The organism is Tepidimonas fonticaldi (genome assembly GCF_007556755.1).
GTDB classification, from domain to species: Bacteria; Pseudomonadota; Gammaproteobacteria; order Burkholderiales; family Burkholderiaceae_C; genus Tepidimonas; species Tepidimonas fonticaldi.
The window spans coordinates 1-20,846 of record NZ_VJOO01000036.1 but is presented as its reverse complement, the minus strand read 5'-3'; the positions used below and the strand labels follow the sequence as shown (position 1 = coordinate 20,846).

Annotated in this window: 21 protein-coding genes; 12 read left to right on the top strand and 9 right to left on the bottom strand. The window is 71.1% G+C overall.

Annotation, left to right across the window (positions count from 1 at the left end; translation table 11 throughout):
- A partial coding sequence (locus Tfont_RS12875) for an MFS transporter (protein WP_143969737.1) occupies positions 1–783 on the bottom strand: 783 nt, incomplete at its 3' end.
- Between the two features lie 50 nt (positions 784–833).
- On the opposite strand from Tfont_RS12875, the gene Tfont_RS12870 reads away from it, so the two are divergent.
- The 3 genes from Tfont_RS12870 (at position 834) to Tfont_RS12860 (ending at position 5,104) form a co-directional block, all read left to right on the top strand.
- Complete coding sequence (locus Tfont_RS12870; RefSeq protein WP_143969736.1) at positions 834–1,313, top strand: YhbY family RNA-binding protein; 480 nt, start codon at positions 834–836, stop codon at positions 1,311–1,313.
- 49 nt (positions 1,314–1,362) lie between these two features.
- On the top strand, positions 1,363–3,423 hold the full coding sequence (locus Tfont_RS12865) for a M3 family metallopeptidase (RefSeq protein WP_143969735.1): 2,061 nt from the start codon (positions 1,363–1,365) through the stop codon (positions 3,421–3,423).
- Positions 3,424–3,526: 103 nt separating this feature from the next.
- Positions 3,527–5,104: a methyl-accepting chemotaxis protein gene (locus Tfont_RS12860; protein ID WP_185974538.1), complete on the top strand. Its 1,578-nt coding sequence runs from the start codon at positions 3,527–3,529 to the stop codon at positions 5,102–5,104.
- A gap of 15 nt (positions 5,105–5,119) precedes the next feature.
- On the opposite strand, the gene rpiA is transcribed toward Tfont_RS12860, so the two are convergent.
- Positions 5,120–5,812, bottom strand: coding sequence for a ribose-5-phosphate isomerase RpiA (rpiA, locus tag Tfont_RS12855; RefSeq protein ID WP_143969738.1), 693 nt, complete (start codon positions 5,810–5,812; stop codon positions 5,120–5,122).
- Between the two features lie 131 nt (positions 5,813–5,943).
- Between rpiA and Tfont_RS12850 the strand changes: the two genes are divergently transcribed.
- Positions 5,944–7,011: a quinone-dependent dihydroorotate dehydrogenase gene (locus Tfont_RS12850; RefSeq protein ID WP_143969733.1), complete on the top strand. Its 1,068-nt coding sequence runs from the start codon at positions 5,944–5,946 to the stop codon at positions 7,009–7,011.
- Positions 7,008–7,634 carry a LysE family translocator gene (locus Tfont_RS12845; RefSeq protein ID WP_143969732.1) on the top strand — a complete coding sequence of 209 codons (627 nt, stop codon included), beginning with the start codon at positions 7,008–7,010 and terminating at the stop codon, positions 7,632–7,634. Before Tfont_RS12850 ends, Tfont_RS12845 begins: the two co-directional genes overlap by 4 nt.
- On the opposite strand, the gene Tfont_RS12840 is transcribed toward Tfont_RS12845, so the two are convergent.
- From Tfont_RS12840 to Tfont_RS12820, 5 genes are read right to left on the bottom strand one after another with little or no spacing between them, the layout of a single operon-like run.
- Positions 7,631–8,557, bottom strand: a complete 927-nt coding sequence (locus tag Tfont_RS12840) for a universal stress protein (RefSeq protein WP_143969731.1) — start codon at positions 8,555–8,557, stop codon at positions 7,631–7,633. The genes Tfont_RS12845 and Tfont_RS12840 overlap by 4 nt on opposite strands.
- Positions 8,554–9,090 carry a cation:proton antiporter domain-containing protein gene (locus Tfont_RS14590; protein WP_221934298.1) on the bottom strand — a complete coding sequence of 179 codons (537 nt, stop codon included), beginning with the start codon at positions 9,088–9,090 and terminating at the stop codon, positions 8,554–8,556. Before Tfont_RS14590 ends, Tfont_RS12840 begins: the two co-directional genes overlap by 4 nt.
- 52 nt (positions 9,091–9,142) lie before the next feature.
- Positions 9,143–10,279 (bottom strand): NAD(P)/FAD-dependent oxidoreductase, encoded by a 1,137-nt coding sequence (locus Tfont_RS12830; protein ID WP_143969730.1) that lies wholly within the window; start codon positions 10,277–10,279, stop codon positions 9,143–9,145.
- 4 nt (positions 10,280–10,283) lie between these two features.
- Positions 10,284–10,811 (bottom strand): disulfide bond formation protein B, encoded by a 528-nt coding sequence (locus tag Tfont_RS12825; RefSeq protein WP_143969729.1) that lies wholly within the window; start codon positions 10,809–10,811, stop codon positions 10,284–10,286.
- Entirely contained in the window at positions 10,801–11,580 is a 780-nt protein-coding gene (locus tag Tfont_RS12820) for a ferredoxin--NADP reductase (RefSeq protein WP_143969728.1), read from the bottom strand. Before Tfont_RS12820 ends, Tfont_RS12825 begins: the two co-directional genes overlap by 11 nt.
- A 260-nt stretch (positions 11,581–11,840) precedes the next feature.
- Here Tfont_RS12820 and Tfont_RS12815 point away from each other — a divergent pair, with 260 nt between their 5' ends.
- Both Tfont_RS12815 and mnmC read left to right on the top strand, forming a co-directional pair.
- Positions 11,841–12,116 carry an oxidative damage protection protein gene (locus Tfont_RS12815; RefSeq protein WP_068609475.1) on the top strand — a complete coding sequence of 92 codons (276 nt, stop codon included), beginning with the start codon at positions 11,841–11,843 and terminating at the stop codon, positions 12,114–12,116.
- A gap of 1 nt (position 12,117) precedes the next feature.
- Positions 12,118–14,127: an FAD-dependent 5-carboxymethylaminomethyl-2-thiouridine(34) oxidoreductase MnmC gene (gene mnmC, locus Tfont_RS12810; RefSeq protein WP_143969727.1), complete on the top strand. Its 2,010-nt coding sequence runs from the start codon at positions 12,118–12,120 to the stop codon at positions 14,125–14,127.
- Here mnmC and Tfont_RS12805 read toward each other — a convergent pair.
- Positions 14,115–16,076, bottom strand: a complete 1,962-nt coding sequence (locus Tfont_RS12805) for a PHA/PHB synthase family protein (RefSeq protein ID WP_143969726.1) — start codon at positions 16,074–16,076, stop codon at positions 14,115–14,117. The two genes, mnmC and Tfont_RS12805, sit on opposite strands and share 13 nt — an antisense overlap.
- Positions 16,077–16,265: 189 nt before the next feature.
- Between Tfont_RS12805 and fdxA the strand changes: the two genes are divergently transcribed.
- Together fdxA and Tfont_RS12795 are read left to right on the top strand one after the other, a co-directional pair.
- Complete coding sequence (gene fdxA / locus Tfont_RS12800) at positions 16,266–16,595, top strand: ferredoxin FdxA (protein WP_143969725.1); 330 nt, start codon at positions 16,266–16,268, stop codon at positions 16,593–16,595.
- Positions 16,596–16,635: 40 nt separating this feature from the next.
- On the top strand, positions 16,636–17,700 hold the full coding sequence (locus Tfont_RS12795) for an NAD(P)/FAD-dependent oxidoreductase (RefSeq protein WP_143969724.1): 1,065 nt from the start codon (positions 16,636–16,638) through the stop codon (positions 17,698–17,700).
- On the opposite strand, the gene thiD is transcribed toward Tfont_RS12795, so the two are convergent.
- On the bottom strand, positions 17,701–18,564 hold the full coding sequence (thiD, locus tag Tfont_RS12790) for a bifunctional hydroxymethylpyrimidine kinase/phosphomethylpyrimidine kinase (RefSeq protein ID WP_143969723.1): 864 nt from the start codon (positions 18,562–18,564) through the stop codon (positions 17,701–17,703). It abuts the gene before it with no gap.
- 81 nt (positions 18,565–18,645) lie between these two features.
- On the opposite strand from thiD, the gene Tfont_RS12785 reads away from it, so the two are divergent.
- Genes Tfont_RS12785 through Tfont_RS12775 form a run of 3 tightly spaced genes read left to right on the top strand, consistent with a single transcriptional unit; the run spans position 18,646 to position 20,819 of the window.
- Positions 18,646–19,788, top strand: a complete 1,143-nt coding sequence (locus Tfont_RS12785) for an FAD-dependent oxidoreductase (RefSeq protein ID WP_143969722.1) — start codon at positions 18,646–18,648, stop codon at positions 19,786–19,788.
- Positions 19,785–19,994: a sulfur carrier protein ThiS gene (gene thiS / locus Tfont_RS12780; protein ID WP_068609468.1), complete on the top strand. Its 210-nt coding sequence runs from the start codon at positions 19,785–19,787 to the stop codon at positions 19,992–19,994. The genes Tfont_RS12785 and thiS overlap by 4 nt, the downstream gene beginning before the upstream one ends.
- Positions 19,995–20,000: 6 nt before the next feature.
- Entirely contained in the window at positions 20,001–20,819 is an 819-nt protein-coding gene (locus Tfont_RS12775; RefSeq protein ID WP_068609466.1) for a thiazole synthase, read from the top strand.
- The last annotated feature ends 27 nt before the right edge of the window (positions 20,820–20,846 follow it).

The following is a 20,846-nucleotide window of genomic DNA, read 5'->3' as shown; positions in this document are numbered from 1 at the left end:
CCCCAGGGCGCCCGCCCCCAGCACCCCAAAGGCCACCCACGACAGTGCCGCCCCCTCCAGCCGCAGCGCCAGCACCAGCGGCACCATCACCCACATGGTGTAGAGCTCCCACATGTGGCCGAAATACCCCAGCACCGAGCTGCGCACCCGCCGGTTCGACCACAGCGTCGCCAGCGCACGCCCGTCGAAGCTCCGCGCCCGCGGGGCGGCGGACACAGCGCAAGGGGGCTCGCCGAGCGCCAGATACAGCCCCACCCCGCCCAACGCGGCCAGCGCGGCCACCCCCAGCATCAGCGACTCCCACGGCAGCGCCGCCCCCAACGCGCGCAGCCCATGGGCGCTGGCCGACCCCAGGATCAGCGCCGCGATCAGCAGCCCCATCGCCGCGCCCAGCCCCTCGCGAAACCACTGCGCCGCGAGCCGCATGCCCACCGGATAGATGCCCGCCAGACACACCCCCGTCGCAAAGCGCCAGACCATCAGGGCCTGCGGATCGCGCACCATCGCCCACGCCCCGACGGTGAACGCGGCAGCGGCCACCGAACACAGCAAGAACACCCGCCGCGGCGGGTACCGGTCGGCCACGGCCAGCAGCGCAAACGCCAGCGTGCCGGCGATGAAGCCGAACTGCAGCGCCGACGTCATCGACCCGACCCAAGCCAGCGGCCAGCCCAGTTCGCGCTGCAAATCGGGCATCACCGCATTGACGGCAAACCACGGCGACGTCCCGGCAAACTGGGCCAGCACGAGCACCGGCAGCACGTGGCGCGCAACGGCGGTCATGCCTGCACTGTAGCGCCCCGCCGATGCGGCGGATACCGGATAATCCCCCCATGCCGCGAATCGAACTCACCCCCGCCCAGCGCGCCGCCCACCGCGGGGACGCGCACCACCTCGAGCCGGTCGTCATGATCGGGGCCGAGGGCCTGACCGACGCCGTCAAGGCCGAGGTGGACGCGGCCCTGAATGCGCACGGCCTGATCAAGGTGCGTGCCCTGGAAGGCGACCGCCCCCAGCGCGAAGCCTGGCTGCAGACGCTGGCGGACGAGCTGAACGCCGCACCGGTGCAGCACATCGGCAAGCTGCTGGTGCTGTGGCGCCCCATCCCGCCCAAAGCCAAAACCGTCGACGAGGACCGCAAACCCGGCCCGCGCGAATACAAAGTGGTCAAATACAGCAAAAAGGGCGGCCAGCGCCCCGAGATCAAGACCGTGCGGGTGCTGGGCAACCAGCGGCTGACGCCGGGCGGGCTGGTCAAGAAGGCCAAGCGGCGCCAAAAGAGCGCCAAAAAATCCGCGTCCACCGCCGGCTGATCGGGCCCGGCTGCGGCGGGGCGGCGGTTTCCATGGCATCCTTGGGTGCATGAACGACCGCATCGACCCCGCCCTGCTCGACAACCCCCTGCTCGACTTTGCCGATCTGCCGCGCTTCGACGCGGTGGAACCCGGCCACGTCGCCCCGGCCATCGAATCGCTGCTGCGCGAGGCCGACGCCGCCCTGCAGCAGGTCACCGCCCCCGACTTCCCGGCGGACTGGAACGCACTGGCCGCCACCTTGGACGTGGCAACGGAGCGCCTGGGGCGCGCCTGGGGCACCGTCAGCCACCTCAACGCCGTGGCCGACACGCCGGCACTGCGCGCCGCGTACAACGCCATGCTGCCGCGCGTCACGGACTTCTGGACCCGGCTGGGCGCGGACGAGCGGCTGTACGCCAAGTACAAGGCCATCGATCCCGCGCGCCTGAATGCGGCCCAGCGGCGCGCGCGCGAAATCGCGTTGCGCGGCTTCGTGCTCGGCGGCGCCGAATTGCAGGGCGAGGCCAAGGCACGGTTTGCCGCGATCCAGGAGCGCCAGGCCGAGCTGGCCCAGAAGTTCAGCGAAAACGCCCTGGACGCGACCGACGCCTATGCCTATTACGCCAGCGAAGCGGAGCTGGCCGGCGTGCCCGACGATGTGCGCGCGGCGACCCGCCAGGCGGCCCAGGCCGAGGGGCGCGATGGCCACCGCCTGGGGCTGAAGCTGCCGGTGTACCTGCCCGTCATGCAGTTTGCCCACGACCGGGCGCTGCGCGAACGGCTCTACCGCGCCTACGGCACGCGCGCCAGCGACCAGGCCGAGGGTGATGGGACGCGGTTCGACAACACCCCATTGATGCGCGAGCTGCTGGCCCTGCGCACCGAAGAGGCGCGGCTGCTGGGCTACCCCAGCTTCGCGCACGTCTCGCTCGTGCCCAAGATGGCGCAATCCCCCGAGCAGGTGATCGACTTTCTGCGCGATCTGGCCCGGCGCGCCCGCCCCTACGCCGAGCAGGACGTGGCCGACATGCGTGCCTTTGCGGCCGACCACCTGAACCTGCCCGACCCGCAGGCCTGGGACTGGCCCTACATCGCCGAGCAACTGCGCCAGGCGCGCTACGCCTACAGCGAGCAGGAGGTCAAGCCCTACTTCCCGCTGCCGCGCGTGCTGCAAGGGCTGTTTCGCATCGTCGAGACGCTGTTCGAGGTCCGCATCCGCGAGGACCAGGCACCCGTGTGGCACCCCACGGTGCGATTTTTCCGCTTGGAGCGCGACGGCGGGCTGATCGGTCAGTTTTACCTGGATCCGTCGGCGCGCGCCGGCAAGCGCGGCGGCGCCTGGATGGACGATGTGCGGGGCCGCTGGCGCCGCCCGGACGGTGGCGGCCTGCAAACGCCGGTGGCGCATCTGGTGTGCAACTTCGCCGACGGGGTGGATGGCAAGCCCGCCCTGCTCACGCACGACGACGTGATCACCCTGTTCCATGAATTTGGCCACGGCCTGCACCATTTGCTCACCCAGGTGGATGAGCACGACGTCGCGGGCATCGGCGGGGTGGAGTGGGACGCCGTGGAGCTGCCCAGCCAGTTCATGGAGAACTTCTGCTGGGAATGGGTGGTGCTGCAGCAGATGACGGCGCATGTGGACACGGGCGAGCCCCTGCCGCGCGCGCTCTACGACAAGATGCTGGCGGCCCGCAACTTCCAAAGCGGTCTGCAGACGCTGCGCCAGATCGAGTTTGCGCTGTTCGACATGCGGCTGCACCTGGAAGGCGCCCCGGATGGCGACGTGATGGCCCTGCTGCAGCAGGTGCGCGACGAGGTGGCCGTGCTGCAGCCGCCCGCGTGGCACCGCATGCCGCACACCTTCAGCCACATCTTTGCGGGCGGCTATGCGGCGGGCTACTACAGCTACAAATGGGCCGAGGTGCTTAGCGCCGACGCCTATGCCGCCTTCGAGGAGGCAGCCGCGCAGCGCGGATCACCACTGGATGTCGAGGTCGGGCGGCGCTACCGGCAACAGATCCTAGAAGTCGGCGGCAGCCGCCCGGCGTTGGAATCCTTCCGTGCCTTCCGCGGCCGCGACCCGCAAATCGACGCGCTGCTGCGCCACCAAGGCATGGTCTGAACCGTGATGGTGTGACAGGGCGGGCAATGACTGTCACTCCCCTGTCACACGAATGTCGGAAAGTGCGCGCTTGGCGACAGTTCCACGCCTCGCGCACCCCGACATGGCTCTTCTTCGCTCCCTTCGCATTGGTCCCCGCCTGGGGGTCGCCTTCGGTCTGCTGCTGGCCATGATGGCCGTGCTGGCGGCGACGGGCCTGGTGGCCGTGGTGTGGACCAGCGATCGCGTGACGACCGTCTATCAGAATCGGGCCGTGCCCCTGCAACGGCTCGGGGAGCTGAATCAGCTACTGCAGCGCAACCGCGCGCTGGTCATGGACATGCTGATCGACCCGGGCCGCGCCAATGTGGAACGGCATGCGCAGGAATACGCGCAGAACGACCAGCGCATGCAGGCCATCTGGACCGACTACCAATCCCGCCCCCATGACCCGGACGAGCAACGGGCCGCCGATGCCTTCGAGCAGGCGCGCGCGGCCTATGTCGCTCAAGGCCTGGACGCCGCCGCCCGCGCCATGGCCGAGGGCCGCTACGACGACGCGCAGGAGCTGTACCTGCTGCAGGTCAAGCCGCAGGAGCCCGCCGTGCAAAACGCGCTGCACGCGCTGCTCGCGATCAAGCTGGCCCAGGCCAACCAGGAGTACGAGGCGGCGCAGGCCCTGCGGCGCACGGTGACGGTCGCACTGATCGCCACGTCCGCGGTCGCCCTGCTGCTAGGGGTGTGGTTGGCGTGGCGCATCACCCGCTCGATCACCGGCCCCGTGCGCCAAGCCGTGCAGGTGGCGGACCGGGTCGCCGCCGGCGACCTCACCGCTCGTCCTGCCGTGCGGGGCCGGGATGAGCTGGGCGACATGCTGCGCGCCCTGGCCACCATGCAGGCGCGGCTGAGCACCCTGATCGGGGACGTGCGCGACGTCTGCGACAACGTGGCGGCCGGCACCCACCAGATCGCCGCCGGCAGTGCCGACCTGTCGCAACGCACCGAATCGCAGGCCGCGCAACTGCAACAGACGGCCGCCGCGATGGCGGAGCTCAACGGTGCCGTGACGCGCAACACCGAAACCGCCCGCTGCGCCCTCGAGTCGGCCCTGCAGGCCCGCGCGGCCGCCGGCGATGGCGGCCGGCTGATGCAAGATGTCGTGGCGACGATGGGCGACATCGCCGCCGGCAGTCACCGCGTCGCGGACATCACGGGCGTCATCGACGCCATCGCCTTCCAGACCAACATCCTGGCCCTGAACGCCGCGGTCGAGGCCGCCCGGGCCGGCGAGGCGGGGCGCGGCTTTGCCGTGGTCGCAGGTGAGGTGCGCGGGCTGGCCCAGCGCAGCGCTGCGGCCGCGCGCGAGATCAAGGACCTGATCGCCAACGGCGTGGCGCGCGCGCAAGCCGGATCCGCCCTGGTCGATCGCGCGGGGGATAGCGTCGCGGGCATGGTCGCCCACATCGAGCGGGTCACGGCGCTGATCGAGTCCATGGCCCAGGCGAGCCTGGAGCAGGCGTCGAGCCTGCAGCAGATCCACCTGGCGCTGGGGCACTTGGACGACACCACCCAGCGCAACGCCGCCCTGGTGGAGCAAACCACCGCTGCCGCCGAGAGCCTGCGCCGACAGGCCGGCCACCTGGCGGATGCGGTGCGTGTTTTTCGCTTGGAGCCGAGCGAGATCGGACGGCTGCCCGGCTGAGCGGGGGCGAGCCGTTCAGGGGGCGTCGAACGCGATGGTGCGCACCCCCTCGGGCGTGCCCAACAGACAGACGTGGGCGCGCTGGTGCGCGAACACACCCACCGTCACCACGCCAGGCCAGTCGTTGACCATGGATTCGAAGGCCACGGGGTCCGAGATGCGCAGGCCGTGCACATCCAGGATGTGCTGGCCGTTGTCGGTGACCAGCGGCACGCCATCGCGCAGGCGCACCCGCGCCTCGGCCCCCAGGGCCGCGAACTGCCGGATCAGGCGCTGGGTGGCCATCGGGATGATCTCCACCGGCAACGGGAAGCGCCCCAGCGTCTGCACCCACTTGGACTGATCGGCAATGCAGACGAAGCGCCGCGCCTGCGCGGCGACGATTTTTTCCCGCGTCAGCGCCGCCCCGCCCCCTTTGATCATGTAACCGCGGGGATCGATCTCGTCGGCACCGTCGATGTACACCGCCAGTTCGCCCACCTCGTTGGCGTCGAACACGGCAATGCCGTGGGTCCGCAGCCGCTGGGTGGACGCCTCCGAGCTGGACACCGCGCCGGCGATGCGCGTTTGCGACTGGGACTGAGCCTGGGCCAGCGCGTCGATGAAGCAATTGACGGTCGAGCCCGTGCCCACGCCGACGATCTGCCCCGGCTCCACATACGCCAGGGCGGCACGCCCCACCAGGGCCTTGAGTTCGTCCTGTGTCATCGCCGCAGCGGACGGGTCGCGATTCATCGTGCAGGATCCTGTCTGTGTGAAAAAAGCGGGGGCTCGGGGTGCGACAATCGGCCACCATCCGGCACAGTGCCGACGACCGATACAACGACCGCGATTATCCGATGGCCTGGATCCCCTACGCGCCGGCCCGCGCGCTTTTGTTCCGGCTCGATGCCGAAGACGCGCACGATCTGACTGTGCGCACCCTGGAGCGCTTGCAGCACTCCCCCCTGCTGTCCCTGGTGGCCCAACCCCGGATCGACGATCCGGTCACGCTCGCCGGCCTGCACTTCCCCAACCGGGTGGGGCTGGCCGCGGGGCTGGACAAAAACGCCCGCTGCATCGATGCCTGGGCGGCTATGGGTTTTGGCTTCGTCGAGGTAGGCACCGTCACCCCGCGGCCTCAGCCCGGCAACCCTCGCCCGCGGCTGTTTCGCCTGCCGCAGGCCGAGGCGCTGATCAACCGTTTCGGCTTCAACAACGACGGGCTGGACGCCTTCGTCCGCAACGTCAACCGCTCACACGTCCGCCGGGGCCGCGCCGGCGCGCGCCCCTTGGTGCTGGGCCTCAACATCGGCAAAAACGCCAGCACCCCCATCGAGCGCGCGACGGACGACTACCTGATCGGCCTGGAGGGGGTGTACACCCAGGCCGACTACATCGCGGTCAACATCTCCAGCCCGAACACACAAAACCTGCGCCAGCTGCAGGGCGATGCGGCGCTGGACGGCCTGCTGCAGGCCCTGGCGCGACGGCGTGCGGACCTGGCCGACCGGCTCGGCGTGCGGCGGCCCATCTTCGTCAAAATCGCGCCCGATCTGGACGACGGGCAGATCGCCGTCATTGCCGACGCCCTGCTGCGCCACGGCATGGACGGCGTCATCGCCACCAACACCACCCTGGCGCGCGATGCGGTCCAGGGCCTGCCCCACGCGCAGGAGTCCGGGGGCCTGTCCGGCCGGCCGGTGGCACGCAGCAGCAACCGCGTCATTGCCGCGCTGCGCCAGCGCCTCGGGGCCGGCTTTCCGATCATCGGGGTCGGCGGGGTGATGGACGAAGCCTCCGCGCGCGACAAGCTCGCGGCGGGGGCGGACCTCGTCCAGCTCTACACAGGGCTGATTTACCGCGGGCCGGACCTGGTGCCGACGGTGGCCCGGGCGCTGCGCGACAGCCGGGGGGCGGTACGATGATCGACGCCACCGTGGCCTTGGCCTTCTTCGGCGCGGCGGTGCTGCTGGCGCTCAGCCCCGGGCCGGACAATCTGTTCGTGCTGATGCAATCGGCCACCCACGGCCGGCGCACCGGCTTGCTGGTCACGCTGGGCTTGTGCACGGGGCTGCTGGGGCACACCGCGGCGGTCGCGCTGGGACTGGCGGCCGTGCTGGCGGCTTCGCCCTGGGCCTTCTGGGCCCTCAAGCTGCTGGGGGCGGCGTATCTGCTGTACCTGGCCTGGGGGGCTTGGCGGGCGCCCACCGGCCCCATCGATACGGCCCGGGTACCGCCGCTGCGCCCGCTCGCGGCCTACGGGCGGGGCATCGTGATGAACCTGACCAACCCCAAGGTGGCGCTGTTCTTCCTGGCCTTTCTGCCCCAGTTTGCCGATCCCGAGCGGGGCGCGGTGGGCTGGCAGATCCTGCAGCTGGGCGCGCTGTTCATGGTGGCCACGCTGCTGACCTTCGGGTCGTTTGCGGTCTTTGCGGGCTGGATCGGCGGGGCGCTGCGGCGTTCCGCCCGGGCGCAGCGGGCGCTCAACCGGGCGGCTGCCGTCGTCTTTGCGGCGCTGGCGGCGCGCCTGGCTTTTGCCTCGCGCTAGCCCGAGGCCCGGCCCGGCGAGACCAGGACATCGCAGGGCGCTTCGGACAGCACATGCTCCGTGACGCTGCCGAACAACAGTTCCTCCGCGGCGCTCAAGCCGTGCTTGCCAATGACGATCAGGTCGCACGCCCGACGGGCGGCCTGTTGCACGATGCCCGGCGCCGCATCGCCCTCGTGCAGCGTGACGTGGTAGCGCAAGGGCGGCCAGCCCCGCTGTCGCGCCAGTTCGTGCAGGCGAGCGGCGGCGCGCTCGCGCGTCTTTTCCCGATACAGGGCGATCATGTCGTCGTCCACGCCGGCAAACCGCAGTTTTTCTTCGAACGGCACGGTGTAGGCGTGCAGCATCTCGACCGCGGCGTGGGGCGCGAGCGCATCGGCCAGCGCCAGGGCCGGTGCCGACCAAGGCGAAAAGTCCACGGGCACCAGCGCGCACCGGTAGCCGTGTTGCACCGGCTGGCGCACCACGAGCAAGGGATAGGTGGCCTTGCGCAACAAACGCTCGGCCGTGGTGCCCAGCAACAGGCGCTGCAATCGCCCGCGCCCATGCGCGCCCACGACCACCCAGCGCGCGGCGCAGCGCAGCGCCGTCTCGCCGACCGCGTGCACCGGATGCCCCTGCGCAAACACCGGGTGGACGGGCCAGCCCTGCTCGTCCTGTAACCGGCGCGCCGTGGCCTGCAACGTGGCCTGCGCATCGGCCACGATGCGATCCGACGGCCGCGCGGCCCCCAGCCATTCCCGCAAGGCGACCATCCAGTCGTTCGGCAGGACGTGCAGCAAGATCAGCGGCACGCCATGCTCGCGGGCCAACTGGGCGGCCCGCTGTTCGGCCAGCCGCGCGCCGTCGGAAAAATCGGTCGCCACCAACACGCCACCCGTGGGCGGGTCGGCCGGGGGGTGGCTGCCATCGTCGATCGTCATGGGTTTGCTCCGGAAGCAGGCGGCACCGTCAGCACGCCGACCAGGTGTTCGGCTGCGTGCACGGCGGCGTCGCGAAAGGGCAGATAGATGTGCTGCACGTCCAGGCGCTGCAGCTCCTGCAGCGCCGCTTCGTCGCGCGCGGTCACGGCGATCGGGCCCGCGTAGCCCGCGCCGCGCAGGGCGTGCACCAACGCGCGGGTGGACGACACCAGCGGCAGGGTCAGCACGAAGCCCCCTGCGATGGTGAAGGCCAGCTGCCCCAGGCCCGTGGCGAGCGCCACCGGCCCGATGTGGCGCACATGGTGCAGGTCGAGCTTGAGGCCGACGATGAACAGCAGCACCGTCACCCCGATTTGCGCCAGCAGCGCCACCTGATCGTGGGCCTTGACCCAGCCCAGGCCAGCCGGTCCGAGGGCGATGCCGACCACGATGTACGCGATCAGCACCGGCTGGCGCAGCCGCACGAACAGCGCGCCGGCGGCGGCCGCGACCAGCAGCAAAATGGCAAACTCGGCAAAGGGCGTGGCAGTCATGCTGAGGCGATTCTGCCTCGCGCCTGGCGTTCCCGCCGTGGTTTGATCCGGATCAAGAAGCTGCCAAGGCGTCCACGACGCGCTCGCCCACCGCCAGCGCGCTCGTCAACCCCGGCGACTCGAAGCCCAGCAGATGCACCAGTCCGGCCCAGCGGTGCTCGTGCGGGCCGTCCAGCCGAAAATCCGGCGCCGACTCGCCGGGCCCGTGGATCTTGGGACGTACGCCGCTGTAGGCCGGCTGCAGCGCACCGTCGGGCAAAGCCGGCCAGTAGCGGCGGATGGCGTCATAAAACACCGACGCACGCTGCGCATCGACGGCGTAGTCCAGCCCGTCCGGCGAGGCGGCGTCCACCCACTCGTGGTCGGGGCCAAAGCGCGCCTGCCCGCCCAGATCGAGCGTCAGGTGCACGCCCAGCCAGGCGTCCTGCGGCGCGGGATAGATCAGGCAACCGAACGGCGAACGCCCGACCAGCGCAAAGTAACTGCCCTTGGCATAACGGGGCCGCGGCCAGCGCTCGGGGTCGGGCCCCTGGATGGCGCGCGCCACATGGCAGGCCCACAGCCCCGCCGCATTGACCAGCACGTCCGCCTGCAACTCGAAGGGCTCGCCCTCGCGCGTCGCGCCCCGCACCCGCCAGCCGCCGTGACCCTCGGCGCCGATCGGCTCGGCCGAGGTGAACACCGAGCCCAGCGCGACGCTGCCTCCAGCGGCCTCCAGATCGCCCTGCAGCGCCACCATCAGGCCGTGGCTGTCCACAATGCCCGTGCTGGACGACCACAGGGCGGCATGGCAACGCAGGGCGGGCTCGCGCTCGCGCGCCTGGGCGGCGGACAGCCACGACACGGGCACGCCATTGGCCTGCGCGCGCGCCCCGAGCGCCTGCAGCGCATCCGTTTGTTCGGGTTCGGTCGCAACGATCAGCTTGCCGCAGCGGCGGTGGCCGATGTGCCGCTCGGCCACATAGTCGTACAACAGCGCCTTGCCACGCACGCACAACTGCGCCTTGAGCGATCCAGGCGCGTAGTACAGCCCGGCGTGGATGACCTCGCTGTTGCGGGCGCTCGCGCCGGTGCCGATGGCCGTTTCGCGCTCCAGCACGACCACATCGCGCCCCGCACGGGCCAGCGCGCGGGCGACCGCCAGGCCGATCACCCCCGCCCCGACGACCAGCGCCCCCACCCGCTCCATCGCGTCAGCGGCGGCGGCTGCACCGCAGCCACCCCAGCAGGGCTGCGGCCATCGCCAAAAAGTTCAAAAACGACCAGTTCGCGATCGTCAGACCCAAAAAGGTCCAGTCGATGGCCGTGCAGTCCCCGCTGCCGCGAAAGATCATGGGGATCGCCCGCTTGAGGGGGAAGGACTCGATCATGCCGAACAAATCCCGCCCGCAGGTCAGGATTTCGGGCGGATACCACTGCAGCCACGACTGGCGCGCAGCCACCGCCGCCCCCGCCAGCGCCAGCACGAGCGCCAGCCACGCCAGCACGCGCCGCAGCCCGGGGCCCGCCGCGGCCGCGACCGCCGTGGCCAGCGCCACCAGAATCAGCGCATAGCGCTGCACGATGCACATCGGGCACGGCTCCAGCCCGACACCGTGCTGCAGGTACAGGCCATAGCCGAGCAGGCCGCCGCACCACAGCGCCAGCCCCCCCAGCACCGCACGGGGCGACGCGGCCACCCACCCGGCCCAGCCACCGCGGCCCGAGACCTCAGTTGGCATCGGCAAACGCCCTCTCGATCACGAACTGCCCGGGCGTGCTTGTGTTGCCCTCGACAAAACCCAGGCGTTCGCACATGGCCTTGAGGTCGCGCAGCATGGCGGGGCTGCCGCAGATCATGACGCGGTCGGTCTCGGGGTTGAGTTGCGGCAGGCCCAGTTCGCGCGCCATCTGGCCGCTTTGCACCAGATGCGGAATACGGCCCTGACGCTCGAAGGGCTCGCGGGTGACGGTGGGGTAGTACAGCATCTGTCGGCTCACGTACTCACCGAGGAATTCGTGCTGCGGAAGTTCCTGCGTCAGATAGTCGCGGTAGGCCAGCTCGGCCACCTGCCGCACGCCGTGCACCAGCACGACCTTCTCGAAGCGCTCATAGGTGGCCGGATCGCGCACGATGCTCAGAAACGGCGCCAACCCCGTGCCGGTGCCGAACAGGTACAGGTTCTTGCCGGGCAACAGGTAATCGATGACCAGCGTGCCCGTGGGCTTGTGGCCGACGATCACCGTGTCGCCGGGCTGGATGTGCTGCAGCCGGCTGGTCAGCGGGCCATCGGGCACCTTGATGCTCAGGAACTCCAGATGCTCCTCGTAATTGGCGCTGACGATGCTGTAGGCGCGCAGCAGCGGTTTGCCGTTTTCCAGCCGCAGCCCGATCATGGTGAACTGGCCGTTGAGGAACCGCAGCCCCGGGTTGCGCGTGGTCGTGAAGCTGAACAGCCGGTCGGTCCAGTGGTGGACGGTCAGGACGCGTTCTTCGTCGAATGCACTCATGATCAGGTGATGGAAAATCGCGATGGCCCAGCGTAGCCGCCCGCGGGGCTGGCGGGCTTGTCCTGCCTCAATCCCCGGCCCCTTTGGGGAAGGGACAACTGGGTTACAGTCCGGGCCCGATGAAACCGCTGGGGCCTGTGGGGGACCGGCGGTCGCCCACCGGGCAAAACCCGCATCGTATCAAACCCCTTATGCCGTTTCCGTGGGGCGTTTATCACCACGGGGCATGAGACAGATTTTTTGCGCAGGAGCACGACACCATGGCACGCACCGTTCGCTGCATCAAACTCGGCGTCGAAGCCGAGGGACTCGACTTCCCCCCCTACCCGGGCGAGCTGGGCAAGCGCATCTGGGAAAACGTCAGCAAACAGGCCTGGCAGGACTGGCTGCGCCACCAGACCATGCTGGTCAACGAAAACCGCCTGAACCTGGCCGACGCGCGCGCGCGGCAATACCTGGCGCGGCAGATGGAAAAGCACTTCTTTGGCGAAGGTGCGGACGTCGCCGCCGGCTACGTGCCCCCGACGCAGGGGTGACATGGCCGACGTCGTGGTCGAGTGGCTGCCGGACGGCACGCCGCGCAGCCCCCGCTTCGACGACATCTACCGCAGCCGTGGCGCCGACGGTCAGGGCGGCCTGGCGCAGGCGCGGCACGTGTTTTTGGGCGGTTGCGGCCTGCTGCCCGATGACGGGCAGTCTCCGGCTTGGGCGGGCGCGGCGCGCTGGCACGTGCTGGAAAACGGCTTCGGTCTGGGGCTGAACTTTCTGGCCACTTGGCAAGCGTGGCGGGCCGATGCATCCGCCCCATCCACGCTGTGCTACACCGCCACAGAGGCCCACCCCGCCACCGCCGACGACCTGCGCCGCAGTGCGGCCCCGTTTGCCCACCTCCAGCCCCTGGCCGCGGCGCTGGCCGAGCGCTGGATGGGGCTGCTGCCGGGCGTGCACCGCTGGACCTGGGAATGGCCCGCCGACGGCGGCGATGGCCCCAGCCGGCGCCTGCTGTTGACCCTGTGCGTGGGCGAAGCGGCGCGCTGGCTGCCCACGCTGGACGTGCCGGTGAACAGCGTGTTTCTGGACGGCTTCGACCCGGCCGCCAACCCCGACATGTGGTCGCCCGATGTGCTGCGTGCGGTCGCGCGCTTGTGCCAGCCGGGTACCCGGCTGGGCACCTGGACGGTGGCGCGCGCGGTCCGCGACGGGCTGGCGCAGGCGGGTTTTCGGGTCGAGAAGGCCCCGGGCTTGCCTCCCAAGCGGCACTGCCTGCGGGCGGTGTTCGCGCCGAGCTGGACACCCCGGGCCGCTTTGCGGTCTGCGAGCGCCCCGGCCGCGGCGCCGGGATCGCCCCCCCCGCAGAGCCACGCGGTTGTGATCGGTGCCGGTCTGGCCGGCTCGGCGGCCGCTTGGAGCTTGGCCGCGCGGGGCTGGCGTGTGACGGTGCTGGACGCAGCCGACGCCCCCGCGACCGGCGCATCGGGCTTGCCCGTGGGGCTGGTCGCCCCGCATGTGTCGCCCGACGATGCGCCGCTGTCGCGTCTGACCCGGGCGGGCTTGGCCAGCACCCTGGAGCGGGCCCGGGCGCTGCTGACGCCGGGTGTGGACTGGAGCCCCAGCGGTGTGTTCGAGCACCGCGTGGAGGGCAAGCGCGCCCTGCCCGACACGGGGGCGTGGCGCGAACACGGCCAGGTTTGGAGCGAGCCGGCCGATCCCGCGCGCACGGTGCGCGCGGGCCTGCCTGCGGACACGCCCGCCCTGTGGCACCCCCAGGCGGCGTGGCTGCGGCCGGCGCGGCTGGTGGCCGCCCAACTGGCCCGCGCCGGCGTGCGCTTCGTCGGCGGAGCGCGCGTCGCCGGTCTGCGCCGCACGACGGATGATGCCGAGTGGATCGTGATCGACGACACCGGCCGACCGGTGGCCCAGGCCCCCGTGGTCGTGGTGTGCGCGGGCTTCGGCAGCTTGGCGCTGCTGCCGCACACCGACCGAATGCCTTTGCCTCTGCATGCCCTGCGCGGACAGGTGACGTGGGGACCCATGGCCGCCCTGTCGCCATCGGCGGCGAGCGCCTTGCCGCCGTTTCCTGTCAACGGGCACGGGTCGCTGATCGCCGGTGTGCCCGGGCCCGATGGGCAGCCGCTGTGGTGCATGGGCTCCACCTTCATACGGGGCAGCACGGATCGCGCCGTCCAAGCCGCGGACCATGCCGCCAATCTGGACAAACTGCGCCGCTTGCTGCCCCCGGCGGCCGAAGCGCTGTCCCGCCTCTGGCCCCAGGCACACGGCTGGGCCGGCGTGCGCTGCACGCTGCCGGACCGCTTCCCCGCCGTCGGGGCGGTGGAGCCCGATCGGCTGCCCGGCCTGTGTGTGCTGACGGGGCTGGGCGCGCGCGGGCTGACCCTGTCCGTGCTGTGTGGCGAGGTATTGGCGGCCGAACTGCACGGCGAGCCTTGGCCCGTAGAGCGCCCGTTGGCGCAGGCCCTACTGGCCCGGCGCTTTGCCGCCCCGCGCGGGCGAAGCAGTGCAGGCGGGGGGCTGATTCAGTCGCCGTAGCGCACCATCACGTAGCGGCCCGGCGCCGGCCCGAGCGCCGGATCCTGCGGCGGCTGGCGCGCCGGCACCTCCTGCCCGCTGCCGCGCTGCTTGAGCCACGCCGACCACGACGGCCACCAGCTGCCCTCCAGCCGCGGCGCCGCGGCCAGCCACTCGTCCGGGGTGCGCCACGGATGATCCGCGGGCGTCGTCAGCAGGTGGTGGTAGCGCCCGCGGTGCCCCGGCTCCGACACGATGCCGGCGTTGTGCCCGCCGTTGGTCAGCGCAAACGTCACGTCGGCCGAGACCAGGTGATGGATCTTGTACACCGAGCGCCACGGCGCCACGTGGTCCTTGACGGTGCCGACCGCAAACACCGGCACGCGGATGTCGCGCAGCGCGATCGGCTGCCCCTCGAACTGGAAGCGCCCCTCGGCCAGGTCGTTGTTCAGGTAGCAGCTGCGCAGGTACTGGCTGTGCATCACCGCCGGCAGGCGCGTCACGTCCGCGTTCCATGCCATCAGGTCGTTGCCGACCTCGTCCTCGCCGAGCAGCCAGCGCCGCGTCTGGCTGGACCAGACCAGCTCGCGCGAGTGCAGGAACTGGAACGACCCGGCCATCTGCTGCCCGGTCAGGTAGCCGCGCGCGGCCATCATGTCCTCCAGCAGCCGCACCTGCGCCTCGTCGATCAGGATGCCGAGCTCGCCGGGCTCCTTGAAGTCGGTCTCGGCCGCCAGCAGGGTCAGGCTCGCCAGCACGCCTTCCTCCGCCGCGCCGACCGCGTACTGGCAGCCCAGCCGCGCGTCGCCACCGCCCAGCGCCGCCGCGGCGATGGCGGCGAACGTCCCGCCCAGGCAATAGCCCATCAGGTGCACCGGCGCGCCGGTGGCGCAACGCACGTGGTCCAGCGCCGCCAGCACGCCGTCGCGCACGTAGTCGTCCATCGCCAGCAGGGCGTCGTCCTCGTCGGGGTTCTTCCACGAGACGATGTAGACCGTGTGGCCCTGCCCGACCAGCCAGCGCACCAGCGAGTTGTGCGGCGACAGGTCGAGGATGTAGTATTTCATGATGCACGACGGGATCACGAGCACCGGCTCGCGCTGCACCGTCGGCGTCGTCGGCGCGTACTGGATCAGCTCGATCAGGGCGTTGCGCAGCACCACCTGCCCCGGCGTCGTCGCCAGCCCCCGGCGGGGCGCCAGCTCCGGGTCGAAGCGCCGCGGCGGCGGCTGCAGCCCCAGCCGCCACTGCACGTCCTCCACCATGCGGCCCCAGCCCTTGACAAGCGACTGGCCGCCGGTCTCCCAGGCGCGCTGCAGCGCCTGCGGGTTGGTCCACAGCACGTTGCTCGGCGCCCAGGCGTCCAGCCACTGGCGGCCGTAGAAGCGCATCTGCTCGCGGCTGTGCGGCTGCATGCCGCGCAGCGCCGCGGCCTGCTGCCACCACAGCTCCAGCGCCTTGCCGGCGCTGGCCAGCCCCGACCACGGCCAGCGCTGCCACGCCGGGTCGGCGTAGCGCGCATCCTCGCGCAGCGCGCGCGCCAGCGGCGAGGCGTCCTCCGCCTGCGCGCCATCGTCACCCGGACCGCCCTGCGTCCCACTCCCTCCGCCTGCCTCGCCGGTGCCGGCTGCGGCCGCACCGGACACCCCAGGTGCCAGAAAGGCCGTGACCGTGCCCATCCCAGCGCGCCACGCGTCCTGCCACCACGCCTGGCCGAGTTCGGCCGCCTGCCGCGCCAACCGCCGTTGCGACCCCGGCGAACTCAGCACATGCAGCGCCCAGTCCGTGGCCGCCAAGGTCAGCGAAATGGGCGACAGACCGCTCCACAACTGGGCCATCAGCACCGACGCCTGTTGGTCCATCGCTTCGGCCGCGTCCGCCTGCCGGCGGTGGGGCTCGCATGCCGCTCGCGGGGGTCCGCAGTCGGGCCCGGCGGGAAGGGACGAACGGCGGCGGGGCGTATCGGTCATGGGCAAGGCCTCTGGAGCGGTCGACGCACGAACACCGTGCACCGAGACAATAACCGCTTTGCCGGCCGGCGTGCTGACCCAGATCAACCAGCCTCGCGCCCCGAGCGCCTACAATCCGCCCTCTGCCGAGACCCGACGCGCGGCCTGCGCCGCGATGGGGCGCTGGCCGCCCCCGAAAGACCCTGCGCCATGACACACGTTGTTACCGAAGCCTGCATCGCCTGCAAGTACACCGACTGTGTGGACGTCTGCCCCGTGGACTGCTTCCGCGAGGGGCCCAACTTCCTGACCATCGACCCCGACGAGTGCATCGACTGCGCGGTGTGCGTTCCGGAGTGCCCGGTCGGCGCCATCTACGCCGAGGAAGACGTGCCGCGCGACCAGCAGCACATGATCGCCCTCAACGCCGAGCTGGCCAAGCTGCCCACCTGGAAGAGCATCACCAAGCGCAAAGCGCCGCTGCCCGAAGCCGAGCAGTACAAGGACAAGACCGGCAAGCTGCCGCTGCTCAAGCGCTGATCGCCCGATCGCAGGAGCGGCGCGCGCCGCCCCGACCACCATGACGTCCGCCTCTCCCATCCGCACCGATGCCGTCGTGATCGGCGCTGGGCCGGTCGGGCTCTATCAGGCCTTTCAGTTGGGCCTGCAAGAGCTGGGCGTACATGTCGTGGAGGGTCTGCCCCACGCCGGGGGGCAATGCGCCGAGCTGTACCCCGGCAAACCCATCTACGATCTGCCGGGCATCCCTGCCTGCAGCGGGCAGGAGCTGACGCAGCGGCTGTTGCAGCAGTTGGCGCCGTTGCGGATCCCCCTGCATTTGGGGCAAATCGTGACGTCGCTGCAGCGCTTGGCGCCCGACAGGGCCGAACCGTCTCCGCGGTTTCGGCTGGCAACGGACGGCGGCCTGGCCTTCGAATGCGATGCGCTCGTCATCGCTGCGGGCGTGGGTGCGTTCCTGCCGCGCAAGGTGCCGGTACCCGGGCTGGAGGCTTGGGAGGGCCGCCAGGTGCATTACCGCGATCCCCCCGCCGACGTCTGGACGGGCCAGCGCATCGTCGTCATGGGCGGGACCGAATCCGCCGCGGCACTGGCGCTGCAACTGGCGGACGGCGGGGCGGCCGATGTCACGCTGCTGCACCGCAACGACCGCTTCGCCATCGACGCCGAACTGGATGAACGGCTGCAGTCCGCCATCGGCGCGGGTTGGGTGCGCCTGTGTATGGGGCAGCCGGTGGGGGCCATCGCCGCCGCCGACGGCCGTCTGGAGGCGCTGGAGATCGCCACCGCCGACGACCGGCGGCTCACGCTGCCGCTGGATCTGTTCATGCCCCGGCTGGGGCTCAATCCGCGCCTCGGCCCGATTGCCGACTGGGGGCTGGCGCTGGAGCGCAAGCACCTGGTCGTGGATACCGAGGGCTACCGCACCTCGGAGCCGGGCATCCATGCGGTGGGCGATGTCAACACCTACCCCGGCAAGCGCAAGCTGATCGTGTGCGGCTTTCACGAAGCGACCCTGGCCGCATTCGCCATTGCCCAGTGGCTGCGCCCGCAGGAGCGGGTCGTCCTCGAATACACCACCACCAGCACCCGGCTGCAGCGGCTGCTGGGTGTCGGGCCGGGCTGATCAGTCGAGCAGCCGCATCGGCACCGGCGCATAGCCGTGGTTGAGCGGCCCGCTGCCCTGGCCGGTGCGCACATGCGCGCCAGCGGCAATCGCCCCCCGCACCCAGCCCTGGGCGGACTGCACCGCCTCCTCCAGCGTCTGGCCGATGGCCAGGAACGAGGCAATGGCCGACGACAGGGTACACCCCGTGCCGTGCACGTTGTCGCTGACGATGCGCTCACCACTGAGGCGGATCCAGTACGCCGGCGGCTCGCCGCGAATGGCCAGCAGGTCGGTGACCACATCCCCGGGCAGATGCCCGCCCTTGAGCAGCACGGCTGGCGCGCCGCGCTGCAGCAGATCGGCGGCCGCGGCCTCCAGCTCGTCCACCTGCACCAGTGGGCGGCCCAGCAGCAACGCGGCCTCGTCCAGGTTGGGGGTCACCACGGTGGCGCGCGGGAACAGCTCGCGCACCAGGCGCTCGATGGTCGCGTCCTCGATCAAGGTGTCGCCGCTGGTGGCCACCATCACCGGGTCCAGCACCACGTTGGGCAGGCGATAGGTGTCGATGGCCCAGGCCACGGCATCGACGATGTCCGGCGCATGGAGCATGCCGATCTTGACCGCATCCACGCCGATGTCCTCCACCACGGCGGCGATCTGCTCCTTCAGAAACGACGCGGGCACCCCCTGGATGGCGCGCACCCCCAGGGTGTTTTGCGCCGTCAGTGCCGTGATCGCCGTCATGCCGTAGCAGCCCAGGGCCGCGATGGTCTTCAGATCGGCCTGGATGCCGGCACCGCCACCGGAATCGCTGCCGGCAATGGACAACACCCGCGGGTAGCGCGAGCGGTGCGGGTGGGCAAGATCGTTCAGATGCGACATGTGTGACATTATCCGCCGCCCGTGCACGGACGTGGCGCCCGCGGGCGCGGCGCGGGTTTTCCCTGGGGTACCATCGGGGGCATGCGCTCCCGCGAACCCGTCCTGATCCTCGGCGCCGGCCTGATGGGTCGGCTGCTCGCCCTCACGCTGGCGCGGGCCGGTCACCCGGTCCACATCGTCGACCCCGCCCCCGACGCCACGCAGGCCGGGGGAGCCGCCCGCGTCGCGGCCGCCATGCTGGCACCGCTTGCCGAATCGGCCGTGACCGAGCCCAACGTCGTCGCCATGGGGCGCTACGCCCTGCCCCGCTGGCAGGCGCTGTGCGAGGGGCTGGCGCAACCGGTGTACTTTCAGCAAAACGGCACGCTCATCCTGTGGCACCGCCAGGACGCGCAAGAGGCCGTCCGCTTCGAGGCGCTGCTGCGCCACACCACCGCACGTCTGACCGATTTGCCCGCCCCGCGCACGCTGGACGCGCAGGGCGTCGCCGAGCTGGAGCCGGCCGTGGCCGGGCGCTTCCAGCGGGGGCTGTACCTGCCGGACGAAGGCCAGCTCGACAACCGCCAACTGCTCGATGCGCTGCTGGCCACGCTGGCCACGCTGGGCGTGGCGGTGCAGTGGGGCACCGCCATGACGCTGGAGCAAGCCCTCGGCTGGCAGAACGACCACCCAGACGGCTGGGTGCTCGACTGCCGCGGCCTGGGCGCCCGCGAGGACTGGCCTACGCCAAATGCTGCGGGCGGTGGCCCCCTGCGCGGGGTGCGCGGCGAGGTGGCACGCCTGCACGCGCCGGACGTCACCTTGCAACGCCCCACCCGGCTGCTGCATCCGCGCTACCCCATCTACATCGCCCCCAAGCCGGGCCATCTGTTCGTCATCGGCGCCACCCAAATCGAGTCCGATGACCTGTCCCCGGCCAGCGTGCGCTCCACCCTCGAGTTGCTCAGCGCCGCTTATGCCGTCCACCCCGGCTTTGCCGAGGCCCGCGTGCTGGAGTTGTGCGCCCAATGCCGACCCACCCTGCCGGACAATCTGCCCGCCGTCGTCGAGCGCGCACCGCGCGTGCTGCAGATCAACGGGCTGTACCGCCACGGGTTCATGATCTCGCCCGCGGTGCACGACGCCGTCATCGAGTATCTGCAGACCGGCCGCACCGACCTGGCGCAGCGCCTGGGGCTGGCATTCGCCCGGGCCGAGGCCGACGCCCCCGTCCGCACACCATGAAGATTTGGATCAACGCGCAACCCGCAGAACTGCCCGACGGCGCCAGCGTCGCCGATGCGGTGGCCCGCGCCACCGATGGCCAGCCCCCCCAAGCGCCGTTTGCCGTGGCCGTCAACCTGCAGTTCGTGCCGCGCGCACAATACGCCCTCACGCCGCTGCGCGATGGCGACCGCGTCGAAGTCATCGCCCCCGTCACTGGCGGCTGACCCACCATGACCGCACTCCCCACCCCAGCGTCCCCCCCGTCCGATCCGCTCCTCCTGTACGGCCAAGCGTTTGGCAGCCGCCTGATGCTGGGCACGGCGCGCTACCCCTCGCCCGCCGTGCTCGAGCAGGCCGTCCTGCGCGCCTCGCCCTGCATGCTGACCGCATCGCTGCGCCGCCAGGGGGCGCTGGGCCTCGATGCCTCGCACGGCTTTTGGACGCTGCTGCAGCGCCTGGGCGTGCCGGTGCTGCCCAACACCGCCGGCTGCCACAGCGTGCAGGAGGCCGTCACCACCGCCGAAATGGCGCGCGAGGTGTTCGGCACCGAGTGGATCAAGCTCGAGCTGATCGGCGACGACTACACGCTGCAACCCGACACGCTGCAACTGCCCGTGGCGGCGGACCTGCTGATCCAACGCGGCTTCAAGGTGTTGCCCTACTGTACCGACGACCTGGTGCTGTGCCAGCGCCTGCTGGACGTAGGCTGCCAAGCCGTCATGCCGTGGGCGGCCCCGATTGGCACCGGCCTGGGCCCCGTCAACCCGCACGCCCTGCGCACCCTGCGCGAGCGCCTGGACGTGCCGCTGATCGTGGACGCGGGGCTGGGCCTGCCGTCCCACGCCTGCCAGGTGATGGAATGGGGCTTCGATGCCGTGCTGCTCAACACCGCCGTGGCGCTGGCGCAAGACCCGGTCGCCATGGCGGGCGCCTTTGCCGATGCGGTCGCGGCAGGTCGCGCCGCCTATCTGGCGGGGGCGATGGCCCCTCAAGCATCGGCACAGCCGAGCACCCCCGTGCTGGGCACCCCCTTCTGGCACCAAGGCTAAAACTCCCCATGCCCCCCGCCCCCGCTG

Bases quoted from the DNA above. Each gene is read 5' to 3' on its own strand.
- Tfont_RS12870 (WP_143969736.1), top strand. From the start codon at position 834: ATGCCGCGAATCGAACTCACCCCCGCCCAGCGCGCCGCCCACCGCGGG.
- Tfont_RS12865 (WP_143969735.1), top strand. From the start codon at position 1,363: ATGAACGACCGCATCGACCCCGCCCTGCTCGACAACCCCCTGCTCGAC.
- Tfont_RS12860 (WP_185974538.1), top strand. From the start codon at position 3,527: ATGGCTCTTCTTCGCTCCCTTCGCATTGGTCCCCGCCTGGGGGTCGCC.
- rpiA (WP_143969738.1), bottom strand. From the start codon at position 5,812: ATGACACAGGACGAACTCAAGGCCCTGGTGGGGCGTGCCGCCCTGGCG.
- Tfont_RS12850 (WP_143969733.1), top strand. From the start codon at position 5,944: ATGGCCTGGATCCCCTACGCGCCGGCCCGCGCGCTTTTGTTCCGGCTC.
- Tfont_RS12845 (WP_143969732.1), top strand. From the start codon at position 7,008: ATGATCGACGCCACCGTGGCCTTGGCCTTCTTCGGCGCGGCGGTGCTG.
- Tfont_RS12840 (WP_143969731.1), bottom strand. From the start codon at position 8,557: ATGACGATCGACGATGGCAGCCACCCCCCGGCCGACCCGCCCACGGGT.
- Tfont_RS14590 (WP_221934298.1), bottom strand. From the start codon at position 9,090: ATGACTGCCACGCCCTTTGCCGAGTTTGCCATTTTGCTGCTGGTCGCG.
- Tfont_RS12830 (WP_143969730.1), bottom strand. From the start codon at position 10,279: ATGGAGCGGGTGGGGGCGCTGGTCGTCGGGGCGGGGGTGATCGGCCTG.
- Tfont_RS12825 (WP_143969729.1), bottom strand. From the start codon at position 10,811: ATGCCAACTGAGGTCTCGGGCCGCGGTGGCTGGGCCGGGTGGGTGGCC.
- Tfont_RS12820 (WP_143969728.1), bottom strand. From the start codon at position 11,580: ATGAGTGCATTCGACGAAGAACGCGTCCTGACCGTCCACCACTGGACC.
- Tfont_RS12815 (WP_068609475.1), top strand. From the start codon at position 11,841: ATGGCACGCACCGTTCGCTGCATCAAACTCGGCGTCGAAGCCGAGGGA.
- mnmC (WP_143969727.1), top strand. From the start codon at position 12,118: ATGGCCGACGTCGTGGTCGAGTGGCTGCCGGACGGCACGCCGCGCAGC.
- Tfont_RS12805 (WP_143969726.1), bottom strand. From the start codon at position 16,076: ATGACCGATACGCCCCGCCGCCGTTCGTCCCTTCCCGCCGGGCCCGAC.
- fdxA (WP_143969725.1), top strand. From the start codon at position 16,266: ATGACACACGTTGTTACCGAAGCCTGCATCGCCTGCAAGTACACCGAC.
- Tfont_RS12795 (WP_143969724.1), top strand. From the start codon at position 16,636: ATGACGTCCGCCTCTCCCATCCGCACCGATGCCGTCGTGATCGGCGCT.
- thiD (WP_143969723.1), bottom strand. From the start codon at position 18,564: ATGTCGCATCTGAACGATCTTGCCCACCCGCACCGCTCGCGCTACCCG.
- Tfont_RS12785 (WP_143969722.1), top strand. From the start codon at position 18,646: ATGCGCTCCCGCGAACCCGTCCTGATCCTCGGCGCCGGCCTGATGGGT.
- thiS (WP_068609468.1), top strand. From the start codon at position 19,785: ATGAAGATTTGGATCAACGCGCAACCCGCAGAACTGCCCGACGGCGCC.
- Tfont_RS12775 (WP_068609466.1), top strand. From the start codon at position 20,001: ATGACCGCACTCCCCACCCCAGCGTCCCCCCCGTCCGATCCGCTCCTC.